The sequence below is a fragment of the Flavobacterium sp. TR2 genome, from assembly GCF_025252405.1.
Classification (GTDB): domain Bacteria; phylum Bacteroidota; class Bacteroidia; order Flavobacteriales; family Flavobacteriaceae; genus Flavobacterium.
The window spans coordinates 1,848,470-1,872,679 of sequence record NZ_CP104307.1; the positions used below are offsets into that span (position 1 = coordinate 1,848,470).

The following is a 24,210-nucleotide window of genomic DNA, read 5'->3' on the forward strand; positions in this document are numbered from 1 at the left end:
ACCTGTTCATTTGAACAGGTTTTTTTGTTTAAGCTACTAAGCTACTAAGCTACTAAGGTTTTAAGTTTTAGAGAAACTCAGTGCCTTAGTAGCTTAGCATCTTAGTACCTTTAATTAAGGATTCTTTTTCTTAAATAATCCGTTCAATAAATCACTTGCCTTTTTGGTTACTTCTTGCGTTTTTTGCTCTTTTTCAGTTTTAGCAGCCTGAGTCGTATCCTTTGCTTTAGTGTTTTTATTTATCAAATCAGTCAGTGCAGAAGTTCCTTTTTGAGTCAGTTTTTCCTTCTGTTGGTTTACTAGCTGTGTTGTTAAATTGCTCACAGCGGCTTTCATATCTGTGCTAACTTTAGGATTTGAAAAGTTGCCCGTCAAAGAAGCATTAATTGGAATATTATCCAGTTTGGCAGCATCGGCAGGAGACATTTTTGCAATTAAGTTGTTGGCTTCCGTTCCTAAATATTTAGCAGGAACATCAAATTTTAGATTGTAATTCATGGTCTGATCAAAGCCATGGGTTCCTCCAACAGTTACTTTAATATCTTGGTATTTAATATCAAAAGGTTTAACATTTACTTTTCCGTTGTCAAAAGTCAATGCCGCTTTGATATCATTTAGGTTTACTTTATTTAAATCAATAAATTTTACATTTGAGCTTAATGCTGTAAGCAAAGTAGAATTTTTTGAATTTACTGTAGTAGACAGCAATTGGCCGATTAAATCTCCTGAAATCGATTTTAGATCTGGCGTCAGCTCTTTTGCATCCAAATTACCGTTCAATTTAATGGTAGAGTTTAATTTTCCATTAATGATTCCAGCAATTGGCGCAATTTTTTTCATCATGTCCAATTGCGTGAAAGTCTGTGCAATATCAACTTGATTAAAGCCTAAGTTCATATCAAAAGTTGGCACTTTTTCTTTTGTCGAAACAGCTCCGTTAAGTCCAATAGATCCTCCGAAAATATTTGTTTTAAAATTTTCAAGAGTGGCTTTTTCATCCTTAATAAGCAATCTTCCAGAAACATCTTTTAATTTCAGATTGTCGTATAAAACCGTGGTTGCTTTTGCGTTTAATGTACAGTTTAAGAAAGCAGGAATCTTCATTGCATCAGCTGGTTTCGCCGGAGTTTTGGTTTCCTCTTTTGCAGGTTCGCCAGCAGTCATGAAATCATCAACAGCCAATTGGTTCGAACTCATATTGAAGTTTCCTTTCAGCTCTTGTTTTTTAAACATAAAACCATAGAAATTCTCTAAAACTCCGTTAATGCTGATGTCACTTTTTCCAGTCGTTGCATCAAACTGTTTTAAGTTGATTTTGCTTGGATTGAATTCAACCATCGCTGTGCTGATGTTCATCGATTTATTGTTTTCGTCAGTATATTTAAATCCTGACAAACTCATTGTACCAGCATTTTTGATATTTTGGTATTGGCTTTTTTCTACAGAAGCCATATCAAAATTAGTTGTAACATCTGCTTTTAAAATACCTGCAAGAGGTTTATCCATTTTAATAGGATACGCTTTTGAAAGATTCGCTAAGTTGATTGTTCCTTTTAAAGCCGCATCGATAATAGGATTTACAGTAATGTTTTTGATATTCGCTTTAGCGTTAAAAACGTCCTGATCAATTCTAAAAGATAGTTTGTCTAAATTCACATAAGTATCGTTTAAGATACCAGTTTCGTTGATGATTTTCGTGTCAATTACAATATTTTGAACCGATTTTGGCAAGTTCGGATATTGGAACGAAGCATTGTTAGACGCAATTTCAATATTAAACTTAGGAACCGTTGTGTCTGTCAGTTCTCCTTTTGCAAAACCATTTACTGTAAAATCTCCAGTTGTTTTTACGCCGTCTAAGCCCGCAGCATAAGCAGAAGGAATTAAGCCTAAGAAATTGGTGAAAGATGAAGTAGGGGTTTTAAATTTTAAATCGTATATCTGAGCTTTCTCAGCCATTTGAATGAATCCGTCAAATTCTAATGGCAATTGATTGATTAAAGCTTTGTTTTCTTTGAAAGTATATTTGCTTTTCTCTAAATCGATTCCAAGAACAGCGTCAAGAGTTAGTTTCACATTTTTCATGTAATTTATTTTATCCATGTCCAATGAAACTTTTGCAGTAGATTTTGTAGCCAAATCTAATTTTGAATTGGTGAAATCTCCAGTTCCTTCGTGGTTTAAACTGTCAATTACCATTTTAATTTTAGAACCTTGATCGATGTATCTAAAAGTAAAATTCTCAATTTTATAGTTTTGGATTTTCAATGCAAGCGGTTTGCTTGCTTCGTCTTTCTTGTCTTCTTTTTTGTCTTTCAAAGCGATATCGAAGTTTCCGACACCATCTTTATTGAAAATGATGTTTACTAATCCGTTTGTCGAACTAATTCCCTGAATGCTTAAAGGTTCTTCTTTTCCTTTGAAAAGTTCTTTAATGCTCATTTTTAAATTCAATTCTCCTAACGAAACCAAAGTGTCGCCTTCAAAAGGAGCTTTGTTGATGATAACTAATTTCTCGATTCCAACTGTTGCGTTTGGAAAATTCTTAAATAAACTTAAATCAGCATCTGTAAAACTTACTTTCGCATCAACACTTTCGTTGATAGCTTCGACGATTTTAGACTTGATTTGGTCTTTAAATAAAAATGGAATGGCAAATAATGCAGCAACAAATACCACAAGAATTATGGCACTTATTTTTAAAACTTTTTTTAGCATATAAATAGATTTGAGGGTTTAACGTGTTAAAATCGACTCCTGCAAAAATAGTTTTTTTTACTAGAGTTTGAAGATAAAGTTTTCTTAATTATGTAGGAATTTTATTAAAATGTATAAATAAAAAAAATCCGTTGAGAACTATTTTCAAAACGGATTTTTTAGGGTATTTATTTTATTATTTCTCAATAAAAGAGACGATTTTCTCAACCAAGGCCTCAGAAATAGGAAGTGTTTCGTTATTGTAACTGGCCAAATTTGCTTCTTGGCTGCCATCGACGATTTTCATAATATGATTCATTTTGTCAATAATCTGTAAATCAGCATTTTTGTTGGCTTGTTTTAAATTTTCGGCATCTTTTACAGCAATCTGGATGTCATTATTTCCCTGCAATATTAAAATAGGAATAGTAAGCTTTTGTATTTCGGTCTGCGGATTATATTTGAACCAAGAAATCAGATAAGGCTGTATGCTTGGTCTGAAAAGAGAATTCAGCATTGGATCAACTTTTTTTACTTCAAATCCGTTTTTTAAACTGTCGATAATCGGAAAAGTCATATCGCTAAGCTGTTTCATTGATTTTGCGCCAATCTGCGTTTTTAGTATTTGATCTGCTGGTTCGCCTGCACCCGCGATAGAAACAAATTTATCTGCTTTTGCGCTGGCAGCCATTCCAATCAGAGAACCTTCGCTATGGCCAATTATAATTATTTTAGAAAAGCGTTTGTCCTGTTTTAAATAATTAATCCAGCTTTTTGCGTCTTGAATATAATTTTCAAACACCAGACTGCTTTCAGATCCTCCGGCCGCTTTGCTTTCGCCGATAGCTCTTTTATCGTAACGCAAAGATGCAATTCCATTCTTTGCTAAAGCTTCTGCCAGCATTTTCAACGAATTATTTTTCATCATCGGATTATTTCCGTTTCTGTCCGTTGGGCCAGAACCCGCAATGATTAACGCAACTGGAAATTTTTTGGTCAAATCTGGCGTTGTCAGCGTCCCAAAAATCTGATCGTTATTTATTTTTAAGATTGCTGGCGTTTCCTTAAAGGTGATTTCCTTTTTGTTCTGGGCGTTTAAAAAACTCCAAAACAAAACCGTTAAAAAAAGAATTGCTTTATTCATCTTTTAATTCAATTAATAAATATTGATTCCGTAAGGCAACATGGCTTGCACTCCTTTTTGTTTCTGGAATTTCTTAACCTGTTCAAGAAGAAGATAATTTTCTTCCCCGATTTCTTCTTTTATAAAAGCTTCTTTCGATCTTGCAAAAGGAAGATTGCCCAACAGATCATTTAAGGTTTTTTCGTATTCAGGATAATTCTGAGTGCTGTATTTTTTTACTTTAGCTATTTTGGCAGCTTCAGCAATCGCATCATTCAATCCGCCAATTTTATCAACCAAACCAATTTTTAAAGCCTCAGTTCCAGACCAAACTCTACCTTGAGCAATCGAATCAACCTGTGCAAAAGTCATTTTACGGCCTTCGGCAACATGGGTCACGAAAGTATTGTAGATTTTTTCAACGCCTTCTAAAGTAAAGGCTTTAAATTTGTCATCGACTGGTAAAAACGGACTGTAGTTTGCAGCATTCTCATGCGTTTTAACCTGCTCAGAATTGATTCCTAATTTGTTGGCCAATGGACTAAAGTTTGGCAGCATTCCGAAAACTCCAATAGATCCTGTAATGGTATTGTTTTCGGCAAATATTTTATTGGCGTTGCAGGCAATATAATAACCGCCAGAAGCAGCATAATTCCCCATAGAAACCACGACCGGTTTTACTTTTTTGGTAATTTCGATTTCTCTCCAAATTAAATCAGAAGTCAGTGCGCTTCCGCCTGGACTGTCGATTCTAAGAACAATAGCTTTAACGTCATCATTTTTTCGTGCTTCCTGCAAAGAACGACGCATAGAGCCTTCTCCAATAGTATTTACATCTCCTTCGCCGCTTCCAATTTCGCCTTGAGCATAAATAATGGCGATCTGATCTGTTGCACTATTGGCTAAAGCTGTTGTTATATTATTTTGAGTATAATCTGCAATCGAAATTTTATTGTAGTCTTCGTCTTTGTCTACTTTCAGCGCTTTTCTAATCGCATCATGATAAACATCTTCGTAAGCCACGATGTCTACTAAATGCTGCTGTTTGGCCATTTCAGGCGTTCTTGCCAGAAGTCCGTTTGCAATTTCATTTAGTTTAGGCAGCGGAATATTTCTGCTTTTTGCAATATCAGCAGAAACAGTCGCCCAAATAGAATTCAAAAGCGCAGTAATCTGTTCTCTATTGGCGTCGCTCATTTTATTTTCCAAGAAAGGTTCGACGGCACTTTTATATTTTCCGTGACGAATAACTTCCATGTGAATTCCTGATTTGTCCTGAAAATCTTTGAAAAACATAATTTCAGAAGAAAGACCTTTAAAATCAAGATCTCCCGCAGGATTTAAATAAACGGTGTTGGCAACAGAATTTAAATAATATTCTTTTTGAGAATAAGTGTTGGCATAAGCCCAAACAAATTTTCCAGATTTTTTAAAGCTTTCCAACGCATTTCTCAAATCTTTATATTGAGCAAGACCAAGAGAAGACTCATCATTTAAGATTGAAATTCCTTTGATGTTGTCATCTGTTTTTGCGGCTTCAATAGCGTTGATGACATCAGTCAGACCAATGCCTTTTTTGTCTGAAAAGACAGTTACCCAAGGGTCTTTGTATTTTCCAGCGTAGTCGTTTTTAATTTCTTTTAAATTCAATTCAATAACCGAATCAGATTTAACAGAAACGCTGTCGTCTCCGCCAAAAATGGCTCCAATAAAGATTACTCCAAAAAAGAAGAGCATAATAAATACAAAAATGCCAATTACTGTGGCAATTACATTTCCTAAAAACTTCATATGTATATTTTTTTAATAAGTAGCGAAAAAGGGCAAAATGTTACAAATAAGGACTCTAAATTTATGATTGAATTTGAGGCGTCGTTTCACAAATATATTGGTTAATTCTAAAATAGTTTTAGTTAATTTGCATTAATTATGAAATTACAGCATCAAGTCGTTTTATCGATAGGCAGCAACCAAGGCAGCAGACTAGAAAACATTCAGAAATGTATTGATTTAATACACCAAAATGTGGGAACTGTCATTCAGGTTTCAAAGCTTTACGAAACTCCTGCGTGGGGCTTTGAGAGCGATGCTTTTTATAATTGCGCACTTCTTTTGCATACGTATTCGTCTGCGCAAAAAATACTCAATCAGGTTTTAAAAGTCGAAAAAGAACTAGGAAGAATCCGTTTGAATCAAGAAGGATATCAATCTAGAATTATTGATATTGATTTGATTGCTTTTGATGCTGAAATAATTGATACAGAAAAACTACAAGTTCCGCATCCGCTAATGCAGAATAGGAATTTTGTTTTATTGCCAATGCAGGATTTAAAGCTAAATTGGAAGCATCCTATTTTGCAGAAAACGGTTTCAGAGCTAATTGCCATCACTCCAGACGATAGTGTGTGTACAGTGGTTCAGGATCTGAAAAGTCCGATTGTTGAAATTCCGTTAAACCAATTTAATTATGTTGCTTTTGAAGGCAATATTGGGGCTGGAAAAACGACTCTTGTACATAAAATTGCAGAAGATTTTAACGGGAAAATGGTTTTAGAAAGATTTGCAGACAATCCGTTTCTGCCAAAGTTTTACAAAGATCAAAGCCGATATGCGTTTCCTTTGGAAATGTCTTTTCTAGCCGATCGGTATCAGCAGTTAGCCGATGATTTGGCGCAGTTTGATTTGTTTAAAGATTTTATAGTTGCAGATTATCATATTTTTAAATCGCTGATTTTTGCAAAAATAACGCTTGCAGAAGATGAATATCGTTTGTATAGAAATCTATTCGATATTATTTACAAAGAAATGCCAAAACCAGATTTGTACATTTATTTGTATCAAAATACGGATCGTCTTCTTCATAATATCAAAAAACGCGGACGTGTTTACGAACAGAATATTGAAGCTGGATATTTAGAAAAAATCAATATTGGCTATTTGGAATACATAAAATCCCAAACCGATTTGAATGTTTTAATTATTGATGTTTCTGACCGTGATTTTGTGAAAAAACACGAAGATTATCTTTATATTCTGAATGAAATTAAGAAAAAGTTAGTTTAATGAGATAATTAGAAAATGTGTCAATTAGATCTAAGCATCTTGTTTTTAAATTATCTAATTGGCACATTTTCTAATTGAGATTATCTTTTTAATGTAAAATGTCCTCTTAAAACAGGCATTGAATCGTCTACTTTTAAAGCATACCAATAATCAGATGCAGGAAGCGGAACTTGATTTAAAGTGCCATCCCAGCTCATTTTGAAACGGCTTAATTGTACTATTAATTTTCCGTAGCGATCAAAAATTGTAACGACAGCCTGAGGATAGTTTTCCATTCCTGTTACTTCCCAAACATCGTTGTAGGTATCATTGTTGGGAGTAAAGAATGGAGGAAAAACAAGGACTACAAATTGTTTAGTAGTTCCCCCGCATCCACTTTTTTCTCGCGCATAAGCAGTTTGCAATCCGCCTGGGACATCGTAAAAAACAGTTGAATCTTGATAATTAACGCCATCAACAGAATACTCAAAATAGTCTTCTGCTGTTACAGGATAAATAATAGCTCTTGTTCCTTCAACATCTACGCGCGCAATCTGCGGAATCTTGTGTTCTTCTACTGTAATTTTTTTTGTACTTTGACAGCCTTCGGGACTTGTAACAAGAACGGTATATGTGCCTCCTTTGCTAACTGTAATTTGTTGGGAAGTTTCATTGGCATTTGACCATGAGTAGCTCATTCCGGAAATTCCTGCATCTAACATGATCGATTGGAACTGGCATAAAGGCAAAGTCTCGTCTGTAACAGCTGGCGGGGTATAAATTACAATGTTTACAGGAGTCCTGGTCGGATTTGTGCATCCATTATTTGATGCTTCGGCATAATAAGTTGTATTGGAAGAGATTGTTGGGGTTGTAAAAGTCGTTCCTTGAGATATAATTGTTTGGTCGGTTGCCGAAGCATACCAGTTTATAGTTCCAATATTTGAAGTTGCTTTAATCGTTAAAGATCCCGAACCGCATTTAGTATAAGTTTCTTGTTCTGCAATAGGAACTGCGGGAGTTTCGTATACAGTTGCTTTTACAGATTTGCGGTTAGATTCGCAGCCAGCATCAACATAATAAGTGGTAGTTGTGTTTATTGTTGGCGTTGTATAAGTTGGACCATTTGCTAATAAATTTCCTCCAATAGTGGCATCAAACCATCTAATTGCTGCTCCGGCAGTTGCAGTTGCATTGAAAGTGAAACTTCCAGAGACACAAACTGGGGTTGGGTCAATAGCAGGAGTCGCTACAGGAATAGTAATTTTTGTGCTGGCAGCAATTTGCAAAGTAGGTTCGCCTGGCATTCCTCCATATTCTACCACATACCCCTTTGGCTGATAATTACCACTGTTGTCTCCTGTATTTGATAAATCGTTCCAAGAGCCTCTTATTCCAAAACCCGGCTGAGTGATGTGGGCGTAATCTTCATCGCCTTGCTGGTTAGGTTCGCCAGTATTCCAAAAAGCATAATTCGGTGTCGAACCATTTGCATTTCCGTTCCAAAAAACCGTTCCAGATTCAGGACCCGTAACCCATTTCCAAATGCCTTCAGTTTCGGCATCGCTTCCTCCAATCCATCCCGTTCCAGAAGCTTGCTCACCAATTAATTTGGCTTCATCAGCAGATAATATTGTGGCTAAATATCCTTGGAGTCCATAATAGGTGCGGGCTGCCGCTGCATCTTTCGCAGATGTCCATGTTATTCCGATGCTTGGAACATATTCGTAATAATGCTGTGTAGAAGGCAGGTAATTAGCTTTGCCCATTGTTATAGAAAATGTCCTGATTCCAGAAGCTGTTGCAGAAGAATTTGTAAAGACGACGTCTTTAATGGCAGCAACAAAATCAGAATATAAAACATCAGCTCCAGTAGGACTGGTTAGTGTTAGTTTGCCAGCTGTTGCATCCCAATTTGTAGTAATAGTTGAGTGTGCAGCGGGATTTGAAAGTTCTAGTTTGTCAAGACCGCTAGAATAACCAGAAGAAATTTGAATATATATGGCTTCTGTTCCTGTTTCCGAAAGATCATGATCAATTCTAAAATCTGTTACAATGTTAATTGATGTCTGTGGACAGTAAAATTGGTCTCCCTGTGCAATAAGTTTTGGAGGATCAATTACGAAACTGCTTTTCTTTTGTTGTGTTTTTGAATGTGTGCCAGGTTTTGAGAAGTGTACATTCTTTTTGTTAAAAGTTTTTGTATTTTCATTTGAATTAGAAAAATTAAAACTTAAAACGGAAAATAAAACAGAAAAGAGTGTTAATTTGATATTCTTCATTCGCTAAAAATATCAATTAATTAACAATAAAAAAATAAATTTTTATTCAGGCCAATTTATTTTTTGAAACAAATCCCAAACCACAATTCCGGCACTTACAGAAATATTTAGAGAGTGCTTTGTTCCAAGCTGAGGAATTTCAATGCAGCCATCACATATTGCGACAGCCTCCTGAGACACGCCATAAACTTCGTTGCCAAAAACTAAAGCATATTTTTGGCCTTTTTCGATTTTGAAATCCTGAAGAAATACCGAACTTTCAACTTGCTCAATAGCCATTGTAAGCACATTTTTCTTCTTCAAATTTTCAATGGCTTCCAAAACATTCTCATGATGCTCCCAAGCAACAGTTTCGGTAGCGCCAAGAGCGGTTTTATGAATTTCTTTGTTTGGAGGAGTTGCGGTAATGCCGCATAAAATGATTTTTTCAATCAAAAACGCATCAGCTGTTCTAAAAACAGAACCAATATTGTGCAGACTTCGAATATCGTCTAAAACTAATATTAAAGGGGTTTTCTCCGATTTTTTAAAATCTTCAATTGATTTACGGTCTAGTTCGCTGTTTTCGAGTTTTCTCATTGTTTTAAATTCAAGTCATAAAAAAAGCTTCCAAAGATAAGGAAGCTTTTTCATTATTTTAAATGTTTTTCAGATTAGCTTTTTACTGGATCTGGTAAAACAGTACCTTTAATAGTAAGGATTTTTGTTGGCTGCCCTTCAGCGTTAGAAGTAACAGTTACTGTTTTTGTAAAAGCACCAACTCTGTCAGTAGCATATTTTACGCCAATAACACCTTTAGCTCCTGGAGCGATTGGTTCTTTTGGAGTAGTTGGAACAGTACATCCGCAAGATCCTTGAGTGTTTGTAATGATTAATGGTTTAGTTCCGTTGTTAACAAAAACAAACTCGCGTTTTCCATCAGCATTGTGAGCGATAGTTCCGTAGTCAATAGTTTCAGTTTCAAAAAGCATTCCTGCTCCTTCTACTTTAGCTACTTTAGCAGCTTTAGCTTTCTTAGTTGTTTGTGCATTTGTAGCCGTGATACCAGCAACAGCCAACATAGCGAATAAAATTATTTTTTTCATCTTTAAGGGTCTTTTTTTTAATGATAAACAAAGCTATATAAAATTCTTAAATCAGTAACTAAAAATATCTTAAAATATTTTAATTTTTGAAGCTTTCGATATGCCACTAAAAAATCATAAATTCGCTGTCTTAATTTTTTCATTTAAAATATAATAATTTGGCAGCTAAAGAGAAAGTGGTGAAGGAAACACCTTTAATGAAACAGTACAACGAGATCAAGAGTAAATATCCTGATGCCTGTCTGCTTTTCAGAGTAGGAGATTTTTATGAAACCTTCGGAGAAGACGCCATTAGAGCTTCTAAAATTTTAGGGATTACTTTAACTAAAAGAGGAGCAGGGTCTGATACCGAAACAGCATTGGCTGGGTTTCCGCATCATTCTGTAAATACATATCTGCCAAAGCTCGTAAAAGCAGGACTTCGCGTAGCGATTTGCGATCAGTTGGAAGATCCGAAAATGACTAAAACTATTGTAAAAAGAGGTGTTACGGAGCTTGTGACTCCTGGCGTTTCTTTGAATGATGAGGTTTTACAGTCAAAATCAAATAACTTCTTAGCGTCTGTTTATTTTGCTAATAAAAATATCGGAATTTCATTTTTGGATGTTTCGACAGGAGAGTTCTTAACGGCTCAGGGAAATGCAGAATATATTGATAAACTGTTGCAGAACTTTAATCCGAGCGAGGTTTTAGTTCCGAAGCATAATAAAAATGATTTTAAAACTGCTTTTGGGGAAGATTTTCATAGCTTTTTCTTAGAAGATTGGATTTATAAAGAAGATTATGCTTTAGAAACATTGACAAAGCATTTTCAGACCAATTCCTTAAAAGGATTTGGTGTTGAAGAACTAAAAGAAGGAATTATTGCTTCTGGAGCGATTTTGTATTATTTGTCGGAGACGCAGCACAATCGCGTGCAGCATATTACGGCGATTCAGCGTATTGCAGAAGATGCATACGTTTGGATGGATCGTTTTACGATTCGAAACCTGGAACTGTATCACAGCTATAATCCAAATGCAGTGACGCTTTTGGATGTGATCGATAAAACGCTTTCTCCAATGGGAGGACGTTTGTTAAAGCGTTGGCTGGCATTGCCTTTGAAAGATGCCAACAAAGTAAAAAGCCGACATGAAGTCGTAGCATATTTAAAATCGAATCCTGAAATCCTGCATAATATCCAATATCAGATTAAACAGATTTCAGATTTAGAGCGTTTAATTTCTAAAATCGCTGCAGGAAAAGTGTCTCCAAGAGAGATTGTGTATCTCAAGGAATCTCTGGATGCTATTATTCCAATTAAAACCCTTGCGCTCGAAAGTCCGCAAGAAGCGGTTAAGGTAATTGGAGATAGTTTGCACGCGTGTGATCTGCTGCGCGAAAAAATTAAAACTACCTTAAATCAAGACGCGCCAGTTGCAATTTCGAAAGGAAATGCAATTGCAAGCGGAATTAATGAAGAGCTGGATGAGCTGCGCGCGATTTCAACTTCAGGAAAAGAATTCTTGGAAGGAATCGAAAAAAGAGAATCTGAAAGAACTGGAATTTCTTCATTGAAAATTTCTTTTAATAATGTTTTCGGATATTATATCGAGGTTAGAAATACCCATAAAGATAAAGTTCCGGAAGAATGGATTCGTAAGCAGACCTTGGTAAATGCAGAGCGTTATATAACTGAAGAGTTAAAAGAATACGAAACCAAAATTTTAGGAGCAGAAGAAAAAATCTATAAAATCGAAAGCGAGCTTTTTGAGCAATTAGTAGCTTGGATTTCTACTTATATCAAGCCTGTTCAGATGAATGCGTATTTGGTTGCGCAGCTGGATTGTTTATGTTCGTTTACACAAATGGCTGTCGAAAATCAATATGTGCAGCCTGAAATTGATGAAACATTCGAATTGGATATTAAAAACGGAAGACACCCTGTAATTGAAAAACAATTGCCTGTTGGTACCCCTTATATTGCCAATGATGTTTTCTTAGATCGAGAAACGCAGCAGATTATTATGATTACTGGACCAAATATGTCGGGTAAGTCGGCTATCTTGAGGCAAACGGCTCTAATTGTGCTTTTGGCTCAAATGGGAAGTTTTGTGCCTGCTGATAGTGTTAGAATGGGAATCGTGGATAAGATTTTTACCAGAGTTGGTGCATCAGATAATATTTCGATGGGCGAATCTACTTTTATGGTCGAAATGAATGAAACGGCTTCTATTTTGAATAATATTTCAGACAGAAGTTTGGTGTTGTTGGATGAGATTGGAAGAGGAACAAGCACCTATGACGGAATCTCGATTGCATGGGCAATTGCAGAATTCCTGCACGAGCATCCAGGAAGAGCAAAAACGCTTTTTGCTACGCATTATCATGAATTGAACGAAATGACAGAATCGATGCCGAGAATCCAAAATTTCAATGTTGCGGTAAAAGAGCTTAAGGATACTGTCTTGTTTGTTAGAAAGCTAGTGAAAGGAGGGAGTGCCCATAGTTTTGGAATTCACGTTGCAAAAATGGCCGGAATGCCTCAACTGGTTATTTCAAAAGCACAAAAGCTTTTAAAGAAATTAGAAAAAAATCATTCAAGCGATGCTTTGAACGGAATAAAATCGGCAAACGAGGAAATGCAGATGAGTTTCTTTAATTTGGATGATCCTTTGCTGGAAGAAATAAAAGAAGAGATTCTGAATCTCGACATTAATGCAATAACACCAGTCGAAGCGTTAATGAAGCTGAATGAGATCAAAAGAATGCTGATTAAAAAATAAAATTCAAAATTTTTTCAATTTTAAACTTTAGGTTATCAGAACGTTATAAAATAAGTCGATTTTTTTTTGAAAAAACGCTTGTGTAATTGAATAAATGTCCTAAATTTGCACTCGCAATACGAAACAAATCAAGTGTTGCAGTTCTTAATAAAATTTGAAAATGCGAAAATAGCTCAGTTGGTAGAGCGCGACCTTGCCAAGGTCGAGGTCGCGGGTTCGAGCCCCGTTTTTCGCTCTAAAACCATACAATGCTCGGATGGTGAAATTGGTAGACACGCTGGACTTAAAATCCAGTGAACAGCAATGTTCGTGCGGGTTCAAGTCCCGCTCTGAGTACGAAAGCCTCTTCTTTTGAAGAGGCTTTTTTTATTTGCAGACTTGCAGGTAATAAATTTACGCAGTAAATTTATCAGAATCTCAGAATCTCAAGAAAAATCTAAAATCAACAATCTTTAAAATCTAAAATTTATAAATGGGTGCTTTTGTAATTAGCAAACGATTTAATGATGAGTATAAGTTTACATTTACTTCTCGAAAAGGAAAAGTAATTTTTACAAGTTTAAGTTATGAATTGAGGTTTGAGTGTGAAGAGGATATTGAGAAGTTTAAAGCGAATATTGAACTTGCGAAATTTTTGAAATTTAAAGGCTCTGGAGGGAAGTATTTTTTTAAATTGATGTTGGGTGATGTTCATTTTGCTACAAGTCGAAAATACAGTACAGAATTGCTTTTGCAGAAGGGAATAAAAGAAATTGTCACATATTCTTCTAGATCGGAGATTTTGGATTTTTCTTCCAGTGAATCGATTTTTGGCGATGAGGGGTTGGAGGAAGAGTTGGAAGAGGCGGCGGAGTAAGAAAGGGGTAGTAGTAATGAATAAAAAAAGCGTTTGCAAGTGCAAGCGCTTTTTTTGTTTGAAATGGATTAATTAAAAAAAAAATAATCACAAAAAAAAAACCATCTAAAAAGATGGTTTTAAAATCGTTAGAATTTAGGTTCTAATTATTTTTTTACTTCTTCTACTTTAGCAGCAGCAGAATCAACTTTAGCAGCAGCAGAATCAACAGTTGCAGCAGCAGAATCAACAACAGCAGCAGCTGAATCAACAGCAACAGCAGTAGAATCTACAGCAGGAGCTTCAGCAGCAGCGTCAGCTTTTTTACAAGATACAACAGTTAATACAGCAACAACAGCTAAACTTAAAAATACTTTTTTCATCTTACTTTATTATAAAAGGTTAATTATTAATTCGTGGCAAAGATATAAATTTTTTAATATGTAAAATATTTTTTCACTTTTTTTTTAAAATATTTTCCTTGCTCACGTTTATCTTATTTATCAAAGAATATGCCAAAATTATAAAATTTTCTTAAATTATCTAATTTATCGCTTAAATATTTTTTTATTGAAAATTCCTTATAAAAACGAGCTGTTTTGTTTCTCTGGCTTACGGTTTGTTTTGTTTTTTAAGACTATTTGTTTTAATTTTTTAAAAGCGAAAATGAGTCCTTATTGTTTGTTTTTATAATTTAATGCTTTAAATCTGTGCAAAAGACTACGATATGCGTTTCATAATTGTCTCAGTAGCTCCCTTGTTGTTTTGGATAAAAGATCTGCAGATTTTGCTTTTTTCTTCTAGAAAGCTGTTGTCATTTAATAATCGGTCAAGAATTTCTTTTAGCTCTGCGATAGTTGAAATTGGCATACAGCCGCCAATGTCGACTAAATCAATTGCTTCTGCGAAATTTGAATAATTTGGACCTATTACAATTGGAATGCCGAAAGTGGCAGGCTCCAATATATTATGTATTCCAGGATTTCCAAATCCGCCGCCTACATACGCGATGGTTCCGTAACTATATATTTTAGTTAGGATTCCAATAGTGTCAATTATAAAAACATTGTAATTAGACAGGTTTTTATTTTCTTTTTCTGAGAATAAAACTGTCGATTTTGTGATTTTTGATAGAAGATCTGAAATTTGATCAGGCTTGATATTGTGCGGTGCAATTATAAATTTTACATTATCAGGTGCTTGGTTGATGTATTCCGCAATTAAAGCTTCATCTTTTGGCCAAGAACTTCCAATGACAATCGTGGGTTGGTTGTTTTTGAAATTTTCAACATAATCCAATCGATTATCTCGCTCTAAAATGGCGTTTACACGATCAAAACGAGTATCACCGGAAACAATTACATTTTTAAAGCCAAGACTTTCTACTTTTTGTTTCGATTTTTCGTTTTGAACAAAGAAATAAGTGAAAGCATTCAGCGCTTTTCTATAAAATCCTCCGTACCATTTAAAAAACATTTGATTATCTCTGAAGATTCCCGAAATCAAATAAGTCGGAGTTTTGCTTTTTTCTAATTCCTTTAAATAGTTTAGCCAAAATTCGTACTTAATGAAAAAAGCGAGTTCAGGATGAGCTAGTTTTAAAAATCTTTTTGCATTGCTTTTTGTGTCAAGCGGTAAATAAATGGTAGCATCAGCAACTGTGTTGTTTTTACGCACTTCGTATCCAGATGGTGAAAAAAAGGTTACAATTATTTTATGGTTAGGATATTTTTCTTTGATTTTTTCGATAACAGGAAGTCCTTGCTCATATTCTCCTAGAGAAGCAGAATGAAACCAGATCGTTTTGTCTTGAGGGTTTATTTTTTCTTCTAAAATTGAAAAAACATTTTTTCGACCCTCAACAAAAAGCTTAATTTTCGGACTAAATAATGCTATGATTTTAAGGAAAAAACCTGCTAAAGAAACGGCTAAATTGTATAAAAAAAGCATGTAATAATTTTTGAGGCTAAATTACATTTCTTTCGACTATTTTCATTGGTTTGAAGCTATTAATAACTATTTTTGTTCCTCCTTTTAGAGATTTCTGCCTAAAATACAGCGTCTTTAATTTTTTTAAATACATTCAAAAATGAAAAAAATACAAATGGTTGACTTAAAAAGTCAATACGAAAAAATAAAATCTACTGTAGATGCTTCAATTCAGGAAGTTTTGGATACCAATACTTACATCAACGGACCTTTGGTTCATCAGTTTCAGAAGAATCTGGAGGATTATTTAGGGGTAAAGCACGTGATTCCATGTGCAAATGGTACGGATGCGTTGCAGATTGCGATGATGGGCTTGGATTTAAAGCCAGGTGATGAGGTAATTACGGCCGATTTTACTTTCGCAGCTACAGTTGAGGTTATTGCTTTGTTGCAGTTAACTCCAGTACTTGTTGATGTTGATTTGCATAATATGAATATTGATATCGAGGCGATTAAAAAAGCAATTACACCAAAAACAAAAGCAATTGTTCCGGTACATTTATTTGGTCGTGCTGCTAATATGGATGCTATTATGGAAATTGCTGCAGAGCACAATTTATACGTAATCGAAGATAACGCACAGGCAATTGGAGCTGATTATATTTCAAAATCGGGTTCAAAAGTTAAAGTGGGTACAATTGGTCATGTTGCGGCAACTTCATTCTTCCCGTCTAAAAACTTAGGATGCTATGGAGACGGAGGAGCAATTTTTACAAACGACGATAAACTGGCGCACATCATCCGCGGAATCGTAAACCACGGAATGTACGAGCGTTACCACCACGATGTTGTAGGTGTAAATTCACGTTTAGACAGTATTCAGGCTGGGGTTTTAAATGCAAAATTGCCTTTGCTTGACGAATATAATAAAGCACGTCGTTTGGCGGCAACAAAATACAATGCAGCTTTCGCTGGAAATGCAAAAATCATTACGCCAGATTTTGATGCAAACGAAAATGATCACGTTTTTCATCAATATGTGTTGAGGATTCTAGATGCTGATCGTAATGCTTTAATGCAGCATTTATTGAATAAAGGAATTCCTTGTGCAATTTATTACCCAATTCCGCTTCATTCTCAAAAAGCATATTTGGATCCTCGTTATAAAGAGGAGCAGTTCCCAGTTACAAATCAATTGGTGCAAGAAGTAATTGCTTTGCCAATGCATACTGAACTTGATGACGAACAAATTAAATTTATTACCGATTCTGTTTTAGAATTTTTAAATAAATAAAAAGCTTAAACTAAATAACCACTAGAAAAACAACCGCAAAATGAAAGTATTAGTAACAGGAGGATTAGGATTTATCGGTTCTCACACCGTAGTCGAATTGCAGAATGAAGGCTTCGAAGTTGTGATTATTGATAATCTTTCGAATTCTTCAGAAGATGTTTTAAAAGGAATTACAGCCATTACAGGAAAAACGCCTTTATTCGAAAAAATTGATTTAAGAGAAAAAAGCGACGTTCGGGATTTCTTTAAAAAACATAACGATGTTACTGGAGTAATTCATTTTGCAGCTTCAAAAGCAGTTGGCGAAAGTGTTGAACAGCCTTTGCTGTACTATGAAAACAACATTAGCAGTTTGGTTTATCTTTTACAGGAATTACAGCAAAAACCTGAAGCAAGTTTTATTTTCAGTTCTTCTTGTACGGTTTATGGTCAAGCCGAAAAAATGCCGATTACAGAAGACGCTCCGGTTCAGACTGCAATGTCTCCTTATGGAAATACAAAACAGATCGGAGAAGAGATTATTACTGATACAGCTAAAGTCACTAATATCAACGCTATTTTGTTGCGTTATTTTAACCCTGTTGGAGCGCACGAATCAGTAGAAATTGGAGAATTGCCATTGGGAGTTCCTCAAAATTTAGTGCCATTTATTACGCAAACAGGTGTTGGTTTACGTAAAGAATTATCGGTTTTTGGAAACGATTATCCAACTCCGGACGGAACTGCTGTTCGTGATTATATTCACGTTGTAGATTTGGCAAAAGCGCACGTAATTGCTTTACAGCGTTTATTGAATAAAAAGAATTTAGCGAAAGTTGAAACTTTCAATTTAGGAACAGGAAAAGGAAGTTCTGTTTTGGAAGTCATTCATAGTTTTGAAAAAGTCAGCGGTAAAAACTTGCCTTATAAGATGATGCCTCGTCGTGAAGGAGATATTACGGAAGCTTACGCAAATACAGATAAGGCAAATAATGTTTTAGGATGGAAGGCTGAACTAAGTCTGGACGAAGCAATGGCAAGTGCCTGGAAATGGGAACAAAAAGTTAGGAATAAGTAATTTTTATTAAAAATTATAAATTTTTAAAATCCCAGATTATAGTAATATAGTTTGGGATTTTTTTTTTACGGTACTTTATTTATGAAACAAACTTTAGATTATAAATTAATTTTTGCCCTTGCAGCGGTTGGAATTGTATGGGGCACAACGTTTTTAGGAATTCGCGTTGCAGTCGAGACTATTCCGCCCTGGTTTGTAACTTCAATTCGTCAGGGATTAGCGGGATTGATCATGATGACTATTTTATTGTTTAAAAGTGAATTGAAATGGATTGGCTGGGAGAATTTGAAACAGCAGCTTATTCCGTCAGTTTTGATGATAGTAATTGCGAATGGTTTTACCACAATTGCAGAGCAGACCATACCAAGCGGATTAGCATCAGTGATTAGTGCTTTGTCTCCAATTCTTATTTTTCTGGGCAGTATTTTATTTGGACTGCAAAAAATGAGTTTTAGAGGTTTTATGGGTGTCATAATTGGATTTTCTGGAGTTGTTTTCATATTCAAAGACGGACTGGCATCCTTTTTAGATGCTGATTACAGAACCGGAATGATGTTTATGGGATTTGCAATTCTGGCTTGGGCAGCCGGGACGATTTATACCAAAACGCACGCTAATAAATCGAATAACATTATCCTTAATTTATTTTATCAGTTTACAATGGCATCTAGCATCCAGCTGGTTTTGGCTTGCATTTTTTCACCCAATCCAGATTTCAGTTCATGGAGTCTGAGAAGCATTGGTGCAGCTTTGTACCTGTCCATTTTTGGTTCGGTGATTGCTTTTTTCTGTTATAATTATGCGCTAAAACACGTTACGGCAGTTCAGGTTTCTATTTTGTCCTATGTAAATACTATAATTGCGGTTTTTTTGGGTTGGTTGCTTTTAGATGAAGTCATTACAATCGATTTTATTATTGCGACAGCTCTGATAATTCTCGGAGTTTTTATTGTGAATTATAAGAAGAAAGAAAAGAAAGCTAAATAAATTTTAGTTCAATTTATTTTGTAAATTTGTAAGAATAAAAATGTAGGAATAATGAGCTTGGATAAAAAAAATAAAAAAAATGATAAGGTTGAAGAGCCAAGTGTAGAATACGAAGTTCAAAAACCAAAATTCAAAGGAATAGACCCTGAAACTTTTGATTTTGATGCAGAGTTTGCAAAAGGATTGACTCCTGAACAAGCAAAAGCAGAATCGATTAGAAGAATTAGAGAATGGTGGGGAAAATAGGAATTATTTATACGCCAGAAGTAATACGATATTTAGACGATTTGGTTGTAGCTTTATATAAAGAAGAATATTTTGGCTTCATAGAATCTGCGGAAGAATATGTTTCTAATATTTACGATGCTGTTACGGAAAGAATAAAGAGATTTCCTCAAAAGAAAACCCCGCATTCACTGCAATATTTAGGAGCTAATTATATTTTTTATAAAACAAATGCCAGGACAACTTGGTATGTATTTTTTGAAAAAAGCAATCAAAATTATCTGATTACTGGAATTCTAAATAATTACAGCGAAGAAGTAAAAGATTTATAAAACAAAATCCTCATAAACTAACCAAAGTCTATGAGGATTTTTTATTTATACAGTCAATAACTGATCACTAAAAACTGAATACTGAACACTTAAAATTAAGCATTAGCAACAGCGGCTTCTTTATCAATTTTGTTAATCAAACCAGTTAAAACTTTTCCTGGACCAACTTCAGTAAATAAAGTAGCGCCGTCAGCGATCATTTGCTGTACAGATTGTGTCCATTTTACCGGAGCTGTCAACTGAATGATTAAGTTCTTTTTAATTTCGTTTGCATCAGAAACCGCGTTTGCAGTTACGTTTTGGTAAACAGGACAGCTTGGAGTAGAGAACGTAGTTGCCTCAATTGCAGCAGCCAATTCTTCTCTTGCTGGTTCCATCATTGGGGAGTGGAAAGCACCACCAACAGGCAAAATTAAAGCACGTTTTGCTCCTGCAGCTTTCATCGCTTCGCAAGCTTTTTCAACTGCTGAAGTTTCGCCAGAAATTACCAATTGCCCAGGGCAGTTGTAATTAGCAGCAACCACAATACCATCGATAGAAGTACAAACTTCTTCGACAACATTATCAGCCAAGCCTAAAACCGCAGCCATTGTTGATGGAGTAATTTCGCAGGCTTTTTGCATTGCCAAAGCACGTTGAGAAACTAATTTAAGACCATCTTCAAAAGATAAAGTTCCGTTAGCAACCAAAGCCGAAAATTCTCCTAATGAATGTCCTGCAACCATTTCTGGTTTGAAATCTTCTAAAGTTTTAGCTAAAATAACAGAGTGTAAAAATACTGCTGGCTGAGTTACTTTAGTTTCTTTTAGTTCTTCGGCAGTGCCTTCAAACATGATATCTGTAATTCTAAAACCTAGAATTTCATTAGCTTTTTCGAATAATTCTTTGGCTAAAGCCGAATTTTCATAAAGGTCTTTGCCCATTCCTGTGAACTGCGCGCCCTGACCCGGAAATACGTATGCTTTCATTTGTCTAATTTGTTTTTTATTTTTTTGAATTGAAAATTAGCTTCAATTGAAAGGCAAAAATAATACTTTTTTACTTCGTATAATCCTTAAACATATAAATCCATGCTAATCTAGAAAATCGGAGGTTAAAAGGTGTGAGTAAAGTGATAGAAACAGCAATAATCGGGAGGATTCTTAAATCGAAATTTTTCTCAAAGAAAAACTGTGCAATACAATACGTTGCAATTCCTTGAGCAACAGTCAGTCCGTAGTTTACGTACATCGCGCCAAAGAAATAACCAGGCTCTTTTTGGAATTTATAATTGCAATGGCTACAATATTCATTCATTTTAGGAAAACTGAAATTCAGAAAGATATTTTTATCGGTAAAAACTTTTCCTTTATGACAAACAGGACATTCGTTTTTTAAAATATGAGTTAATGCGCTTGACATGATATTGTTAATTTTTGTTTATACAAAGGTAATTCAGAGCATAATGAAAGTCTTTTTAGTATCTTCGCTTATTGTAGCACAATAAAGACATTTTGAGTTAAATTCTAAAAAAATAAATTCCAAATCCCAAATTCCAAAATCCAAATCGTAGAGTGGTATTTTGTAATCAGAAAATAAGAAATAGTATTTGTTATGAAGAAATACCCCATTTATAGTGTTCAGAATTTCAGTTGCAACGATATTCACCGTGATTTTTATGTAAATACTTTCAAAGAACATTTAAAAAGCCACAGTTTTGTCGAAGAACCGCATCGGCATGATTCGTATTTGATGGTTTTTTTTACCAAAGGCTCAGGATTGCATGAAGTCGATTTTGATCAATTCGAAATTAAAAGAGGAAGCCTGTTTGTATTACAGCCTGGGCAAATGCATCATTGGAATCTGTCTGAAGATATTGAAGGTTTTGTCATTATTTTTTCTCAAGAGGTGTACAATCTGTATTTCGGACAAAAGAAAATCAACGATTATAATTTTTATCATTCCATTCAAAACCGACCAGAAATGGTTTTTGAAGAAAAGGAAATTCCAAAAATCCTTCCGTATTTTGATCTGCTGATTCAGGAAAATAGGCAAAGCAATAAATATCATTTAGACAAATTGTTGAATTTATTGGATTGCATTCATATCGAAGTAGCCAGAAAATATAGCGAAACCTACTCGCATCAAACCCATTCGTACAATATCAAAATCAACAAGTTTGAATCGCTTTTAGAAGAACATTTCAGAACACAAAAACTGCCGTCGTTTTATGCAGAAAAACTAAATATCACATTGAAACATTTAAATAGAATTTGCAATGAAATTCTTCAAAAAACGGCTACACAAGTAGTCATAGACAGAGTTGTTCTCGAAATAAAAAGAATGCTGATCGACAAGCAATTGGCAGTAAACGAAGTAGCTTTTAAAGTAGGTTACGAAGATTACTCGTACTTCTCAAGATTCTTCAAAAAACAAACCGGAATGTCGCCAACAGAATTTAGAAATACCGTGCGTTGATTTTTTCCGCCACGAATTCACGAATTATTTTTATTAATCGTTGGATATTTTTTTGGTTTCACGCAGATTTAGCAAATTTGTGCAGATTAAAATAAATTTGCGCAAATTTGCTAAAATCATTTTAAATCTGCCTGAAATAAAAAATAATTCGTGAATTCGTGGCGGAAAAAACAAAAAGCCCTGCGAGTAAACGCAGGGCTTTTAACCAACCAATTAAATCTAAAACCAATAGATTAAGCTTGTTTTACAAATTGTAATTCAATGTTCAAACGAACCTCTTCACCTACTAAAACACCACCTGTTTCAAGAGCTGAGTTCCAGTTCAAACCCCAATCTTTACGATTGATTTTTCCTTCTATGCTTAAACCTACTTTTGTATTTCCCCAAGGATCAGTCATGATTCCGCTAAATTCAACTGGGAATTTTACTGTTTTAGAAACACCTTTAATGTCTAAATCTCCAGTTAATTCAAATTCACCATCATTAATTTTTTTGAAAGCAGAAGATTTGAAAGTTAATTTCGGATGATTCTCAGCGTCAAAGAAATCACCACTTCTTAAATGTCCGTCACGATCAGCGTTTGCAGTGTCAATTGAAGCGATATCAGCAGAAAAACTGAAATCTGCATTATCAAAACTTTCTCCTTCTGTGCTTGCAGAAGCTTCGTAAGTTCCAAATTTACCTGAAACATTTGTAAACATCATGTGTTTAACTTTAAAACCAATTTCTGAGTGTGTTGGGTCAATTGACCATTTTGTAGTTGCCATAATTTTATTTTTTTAAATAATTAATTTGTTTCATTTTGATAGGACAAAGTTACGGTGACAGTTGTCCTGGAGCACTTAACCTAGATTAAGAAATGTAAAAGACCTAACAGTCCCGAAGCTTCGGGATAAAACCTGTTAGGTCTCTCGCATTATTTTTTATTCATATAAAATGTCAGCGCTCCCGACGGACATTTATTAACAGCCGAAATTATTTTCTCCGTTGTAGATTGATTCGGAGTAATCCACGGTTTTTCTTTTGGGCGAAAAACATCCGGATTATTTTTTACGCAATTGGCAGAATGAATGCATTTTCCAGATTGCCATACAATCGTTACTTCGCCGTTTGTGTATTCTTTAGTGAGGTTATTTGGATTCATGGTTTGAAATTTTAAGAGTTAGTTTAATTTGAAAATTAGGCCAATTTTTTTACTTATAAAATTAGTCTTTCTTTTTTGAAATGGAATAAAAAAAGAAACGATAATAATCTGATTTCCAGATTTGTTATCGTTTCAAAGTACAGGTATTAATTGTTTTTGTTTGAATTAATAATTCATCGGAATGTCCATTAATAAAAACTCAGCATCTGTATTGGCTTTAATGTTTAAAGTGTCAGTTCCTGAAATTCCAACCGCGTCACGAGTGTTCAATTCCTGACCGTTGATGGTTACATTTCCTTTCAAAACGAAAGCATAAACGCCGTTTCCTTCTTTTTTGATTTTATACTCAGTTGCTATTCCGGCATCAAAATTCCCCATATTGAACCAAGCATCCTGATGAATCCAAACTCCGTCATCATCTGCATTTGGAGATAAAACCTGAGACAATTTATTATGTCTGTCGGCAACATCCAAAGTAATTTGCTGATAACGTGGTGTCACGTTTCTTTTGTTAGGAAACAACCAGATTTGCAACAATTTAGTCTGCTGATCCGCATTCGGGTTAAACTCACTATGCTGAATTCCAGTTCCGGCGCTCATCACCTGAATGTCTCCATTTTTAATGATTTCAGTATTTCCCATGCTGTCTTTATGAGCCAAATCACCTTCAAGCGGAATTGTAATAATTTCCATATTATCATGAGGATGCGTTCCAAAACCCATTCCGGCCGCAATCGTATCGTCATTCAATACGCGAAGCGCCCCAAACTGAATTCGATCCGGATTGTACCAGCTCGCAAAACTAAAACTGTGATAAGCGTTCAACCATCCATGATTTGCGTTTCCTCTTGATTCTGCTTTGTGCAATACTATATTTTCCATGATTTTGTCTTTTATTGATTTTGATAGTACAAAGATACGGTCGATGTAGAGGAAAAGCACTTAATGTAGATTAA

General features: G+C 34.9%; 22 protein-coding genes and 2 tRNA genes. 11 read left to right on the top strand and 13 right to left on the bottom strand.

All coding sequences use genetic code 11. The features are described from left to right. Positions 1-114: 114 nt before the first annotated feature. From N4T20_RS08350 to sppA, 3 genes are all read right to left on the bottom strand, one after another. Positions 115-2,718: an AsmA-like C-terminal region-containing protein gene (locus tag N4T20_RS08350; protein ID WP_260672583.1), complete on the bottom strand. Its 2,604-nt coding sequence runs from the start codon at positions 2,716-2,718 to the stop codon at positions 115-117. A 175-nt stretch (positions 2,719-2,893) separates the two neighbouring features. After that, entirely contained in the window at positions 2,894-3,841 is a 948-nt protein-coding gene (locus N4T20_RS08355; RefSeq protein ID WP_260672584.1) for an alpha/beta hydrolase family protein, read from the bottom strand. A 12-nt stretch (positions 3,842-3,853) separates the two neighbouring features. Next, the gene (gene sppA, locus N4T20_RS08360) at positions 3,854-5,611 is read right to left on the bottom strand and encodes a signal peptide peptidase SppA (protein ID WP_260672585.1); all 1,758 of its coding nucleotides are present in this window, start codon (positions 5,609-5,611) and stop codon (positions 3,854-3,856) included. A gap of 138 nt (positions 5,612-5,749) precedes the next feature. Here sppA and folK point away from each other — a divergent pair, with 138 nt between their 5' ends. Next, the gene (gene folK / locus N4T20_RS08365; RefSeq protein ID WP_260672586.1) at positions 5,750-6,883 is read left to right on the top strand and encodes a 2-amino-4-hydroxy-6-hydroxymethyldihydropteridine diphosphokinase; all 1,134 of its coding nucleotides are present in this window, start codon (positions 5,750-5,752) and stop codon (positions 6,881-6,883) included. An 80-nt stretch (positions 6,884-6,963) separates the two neighbouring features. Here the strand turns inward: folK and N4T20_RS08370 are convergent, their stop codons facing one another. The 3 genes from N4T20_RS08370 to N4T20_RS08380 form a co-directional block, all read right to left on the bottom strand. Then, complete coding sequence (locus N4T20_RS08370) at positions 6,964-9,144, bottom strand: T9SS type B sorting domain-containing protein (protein ID WP_260672587.1); 2,181 nt, start codon at positions 9,142-9,144, stop codon at positions 6,964-6,966. 42 nt (positions 9,145-9,186) lie between these two features. After that, positions 9,187-9,723, bottom strand: a complete 537-nt coding sequence (locus N4T20_RS08375; protein ID WP_260672588.1) for an RNA methyltransferase — start codon at positions 9,721-9,723, stop codon at positions 9,187-9,189. A gap of 74 nt (positions 9,724-9,797) precedes the next feature. Next, complete coding sequence (locus N4T20_RS08380) at positions 9,798-10,229, bottom strand: DUF1573 domain-containing protein (RefSeq protein WP_008467274.1); 432 nt, start codon at positions 10,227-10,229, stop codon at positions 9,798-9,800. A 158-nt stretch (positions 10,230-10,387) separates the two neighbouring features. Here N4T20_RS08380 and mutS point away from each other — a divergent pair, with 158 nt between their 5' ends. From mutS to N4T20_RS08400, 4 genes are all read left to right on the top strand, one after another. Beyond that, positions 10,388-12,994, top strand: coding sequence for a DNA mismatch repair protein MutS (gene mutS, locus N4T20_RS08385; protein ID WP_260672589.1), 2,607 nt, complete (start codon positions 10,388-10,390; stop codon positions 12,992-12,994). A gap of 162 nt (positions 12,995-13,156) precedes the next feature. Then, positions 13,157-13,229, top strand: a tRNA-Gly gene (locus tag N4T20_RS08390). Between the two features lie 15 nt (positions 13,230-13,244). Then, positions 13,245-13,330: transfer RNA gene (locus tag N4T20_RS08395), tRNA-Leu, on the top strand. Positions 13,331-13,466: 136 nt separating this feature from the next. Then, positions 13,467-13,850 (top strand): DUF1508 domain-containing protein, encoded by a 384-nt coding sequence (locus N4T20_RS08400; protein ID WP_260672590.1) that lies wholly within the window; start codon positions 13,467-13,469, stop codon positions 13,848-13,850. A gap of 146 nt (positions 13,851-13,996) precedes the next feature. Here N4T20_RS08400 and N4T20_RS08405 read toward each other — a convergent pair whose 3' ends face one another. Together N4T20_RS08405 and N4T20_RS08410 are read right to left on the bottom strand one after the other, a co-directional pair. Beyond that, positions 13,997-14,212 carry a hypothetical protein gene (locus N4T20_RS08405; protein WP_008467260.1) on the bottom strand — a complete coding sequence of 72 codons (216 nt, stop codon included), beginning with the start codon at positions 14,210-14,212 and terminating at the stop codon, positions 13,997-13,999. Between the two features lie 337 nt (positions 14,213-14,549). Further along, positions 14,550-15,779 (bottom strand): 3-deoxy-D-manno-octulosonic acid transferase, encoded by a 1,230-nt coding sequence (locus N4T20_RS08410; RefSeq protein ID WP_260672591.1) that lies wholly within the window; start codon positions 15,777-15,779, stop codon positions 14,550-14,552. Between the two features lie 139 nt (positions 15,780-15,918). Between N4T20_RS08410 and N4T20_RS08415 the strand changes: the two genes are divergently transcribed. From N4T20_RS08415 to N4T20_RS08435, 5 genes are all read left to right on the top strand, one after another. Continuing rightward, complete coding sequence (locus tag N4T20_RS08415) at positions 15,919-17,052, top strand: DegT/DnrJ/EryC1/StrS family aminotransferase (protein WP_260672592.1); 1,134 nt, start codon at positions 15,919-15,921, stop codon at positions 17,050-17,052. 40 nt (positions 17,053-17,092) lie between these two features. Further along, positions 17,093-18,109 carry a UDP-glucose 4-epimerase GalE gene (galE, locus tag N4T20_RS08420; protein WP_260672593.1) on the top strand — a complete coding sequence of 339 codons (1,017 nt, stop codon included), beginning with the start codon at positions 17,093-17,095 and terminating at the stop codon, positions 18,107-18,109. An 81-nt stretch (positions 18,110-18,190) separates the two neighbouring features. Beyond that, positions 18,191-19,096 carry a DMT family transporter gene (locus N4T20_RS08425; RefSeq protein ID WP_260672594.1) on the top strand — a complete coding sequence of 302 codons (906 nt, stop codon included), beginning with the start codon at positions 18,191-18,193 and terminating at the stop codon, positions 19,094-19,096. 51 nt (positions 19,097-19,147) lie between these two features. Next, complete coding sequence (locus N4T20_RS08430; protein WP_260672595.1) at positions 19,148-19,342, top strand: hypothetical protein; 195 nt, start codon at positions 19,148-19,150, stop codon at positions 19,340-19,342. Continuing rightward, positions 19,327-19,653: a hypothetical protein gene (locus N4T20_RS08435; protein WP_260672596.1), complete on the top strand. Its 327-nt coding sequence runs from the start codon at positions 19,327-19,329 to the stop codon at positions 19,651-19,653. Before N4T20_RS08430 ends, N4T20_RS08435 begins: the two co-directional genes overlap by 16 nt. A gap of 95 nt (positions 19,654-19,748) precedes the next feature. Here N4T20_RS08435 and fabD read toward each other — a convergent pair whose 3' ends face one another. Together fabD and N4T20_RS08445 are read right to left on the bottom strand one after the other, a co-directional pair. Next, the gene (fabD, locus tag N4T20_RS08440; RefSeq protein ID WP_260672597.1) at positions 19,749-20,621 is read right to left on the bottom strand and encodes an ACP S-malonyltransferase; all 873 of its coding nucleotides are present in this window, start codon (positions 20,619-20,621) and stop codon (positions 19,749-19,751) included. Positions 20,622-20,691: 70 nt separating this feature from the next. Then, the gene (locus tag N4T20_RS08445) at positions 20,692-21,054 is read right to left on the bottom strand and encodes a DUF983 domain-containing protein (RefSeq protein WP_260672598.1); all 363 of its coding nucleotides are present in this window, start codon (positions 21,052-21,054) and stop codon (positions 20,692-20,694) included. 192 nt (positions 21,055-21,246) lie between these two features. Between N4T20_RS08445 and N4T20_RS08450 the strand changes: the two genes are divergently transcribed. Further along, positions 21,247-22,110 carry an AraC family transcriptional regulator gene (locus N4T20_RS08450; protein WP_260672599.1) on the top strand — a complete coding sequence of 288 codons (864 nt, stop codon included), beginning with the start codon at positions 21,247-21,249 and terminating at the stop codon, positions 22,108-22,110. A 233-nt stretch (positions 22,111-22,343) separates the two neighbouring features. On the opposite strand, the gene N4T20_RS08455 is transcribed toward N4T20_RS08450, so the two are convergent. From N4T20_RS08455 to N4T20_RS08465, 3 genes are all read right to left on the bottom strand, one after another. Continuing rightward, a complete protein-coding gene (locus N4T20_RS08455) occupies positions 22,344-22,877 on the bottom strand; it encodes a YceI family protein (protein ID WP_260672600.1) in 534 nt (177 codons plus the stop codon). A gap of 149 nt (positions 22,878-23,026) precedes the next feature. Continuing rightward, positions 23,027-23,254, bottom strand: coding sequence for a (4Fe-4S)-binding protein (locus N4T20_RS08460; RefSeq protein WP_260672601.1), 228 nt, complete (start codon positions 23,252-23,254; stop codon positions 23,027-23,029). 165 nt (positions 23,255-23,419) lie between these two features. Beyond that, positions 23,420-24,136, bottom strand: coding sequence for a pirin family protein (locus N4T20_RS08465; protein ID WP_260672602.1), 717 nt, complete (start codon positions 24,134-24,136; stop codon positions 23,420-23,422). Positions 24,137-24,210: the final 74 nt, after the last annotated feature.

Bases quoted from the DNA above. Each gene is read 5' to 3' on its own strand.
- N4T20_RS08380 (WP_008467274.1), bottom strand. From the start codon at position 10,229: ATGAAAAAAATAATTTTATTCGCTATGTTGGCTGTTGCTGGTATCACG.
- N4T20_RS08430 (WP_260672595.1), top strand. From the start codon at position 19,148: ATGAGCTTGGATAAAAAAAATAAAAAAAATGATAAGGTTGAAGAGCCA.
- galE (WP_260672593.1), top strand. From the start codon at position 17,093: ATGAAAGTATTAGTAACAGGAGGATTAGGATTTATCGGTTCTCACACC.
- N4T20_RS08410 (WP_260672591.1), bottom strand. From the start codon at position 15,779: ATGCTTTTTTTATACAATTTAGCCGTTTCTTTAGCAGGTTTTTTCCTT.
- folK (WP_260672586.1), top strand. From the start codon at position 5,750: ATGAAATTACAGCATCAAGTCGTTTTATCGATAGGCAGCAACCAAGGC.
- N4T20_RS08355 (WP_260672584.1), bottom strand. From the start codon at position 3,841: ATGAATAAAGCAATTCTTTTTTTAACGGTTTTGTTTTGGAGTTTTTTA.
- N4T20_RS08435 (WP_260672596.1), top strand. From the start codon at position 19,327: ATGGTGGGGAAAATAGGAATTATTTATACGCCAGAAGTAATACGATAT.
- N4T20_RS08370 (WP_260672587.1), bottom strand. From the start codon at position 9,144: ATGAAGAATATCAAATTAACACTCTTTTCTGTTTTATTTTCCGTTTTA.
- N4T20_RS08455 (WP_260672600.1), bottom strand. From the start codon at position 22,877: ATGGCAACTACAAAATGGTCAATTGACCCAACACACTCAGAAATTGGT.
- N4T20_RS08465 (WP_260672602.1), bottom strand. From the start codon at position 24,136: ATGGAAAATATAGTATTGCACAAAGCAGAATCAAGAGGAAACGCAAAT.
- sppA (WP_260672585.1), bottom strand. From the start codon at position 5,611: ATGAAGTTTTTAGGAAATGTAATTGCCACAGTAATTGGCATTTTTGTA.
- N4T20_RS08400 (WP_260672590.1), top strand. From the start codon at position 13,467: ATGGGTGCTTTTGTAATTAGCAAACGATTTAATGATGAGTATAAGTTT.
- N4T20_RS08460 (WP_260672601.1), bottom strand. From the start codon at position 23,254: ATGAATCCAAATAACCTCACTAAAGAATACACAAACGGCGAAGTAACG.
- N4T20_RS08425 (WP_260672594.1), top strand. From the start codon at position 18,191: ATGAAACAAACTTTAGATTATAAATTAATTTTTGCCCTTGCAGCGGTT.
- N4T20_RS08445 (WP_260672598.1), bottom strand. From the start codon at position 21,054: ATGTCAAGCGCATTAACTCATATTTTAAAAAACGAATGTCCTGTTTGT.
- N4T20_RS08375 (WP_260672588.1), bottom strand. From the start codon at position 9,723: ATGAGAAAACTCGAAAACAGCGAACTAGACCGTAAATCAATTGAAGAT.
- fabD (WP_260672597.1), bottom strand. From the start codon at position 20,621: ATGAAAGCATACGTATTTCCGGGTCAGGGCGCGCAGTTCACAGGAATG.
- N4T20_RS08415 (WP_260672592.1), top strand. From the start codon at position 15,919: ATGAAAAAAATACAAATGGTTGACTTAAAAAGTCAATACGAAAAAATA.
- N4T20_RS08405 (WP_008467260.1), bottom strand. From the start codon at position 14,212: ATGAAAAAAGTATTTTTAAGTTTAGCTGTTGTTGCTGTATTAACTGTT.
- N4T20_RS08450 (WP_260672599.1), top strand. From the start codon at position 21,247: ATGAAGAAATACCCCATTTATAGTGTTCAGAATTTCAGTTGCAACGAT.
- N4T20_RS08350 (WP_260672583.1), bottom strand. From the start codon at position 2,718: ATGCTAAAAAAAGTTTTAAAAATAAGTGCCATAATTCTTGTGGTATTT.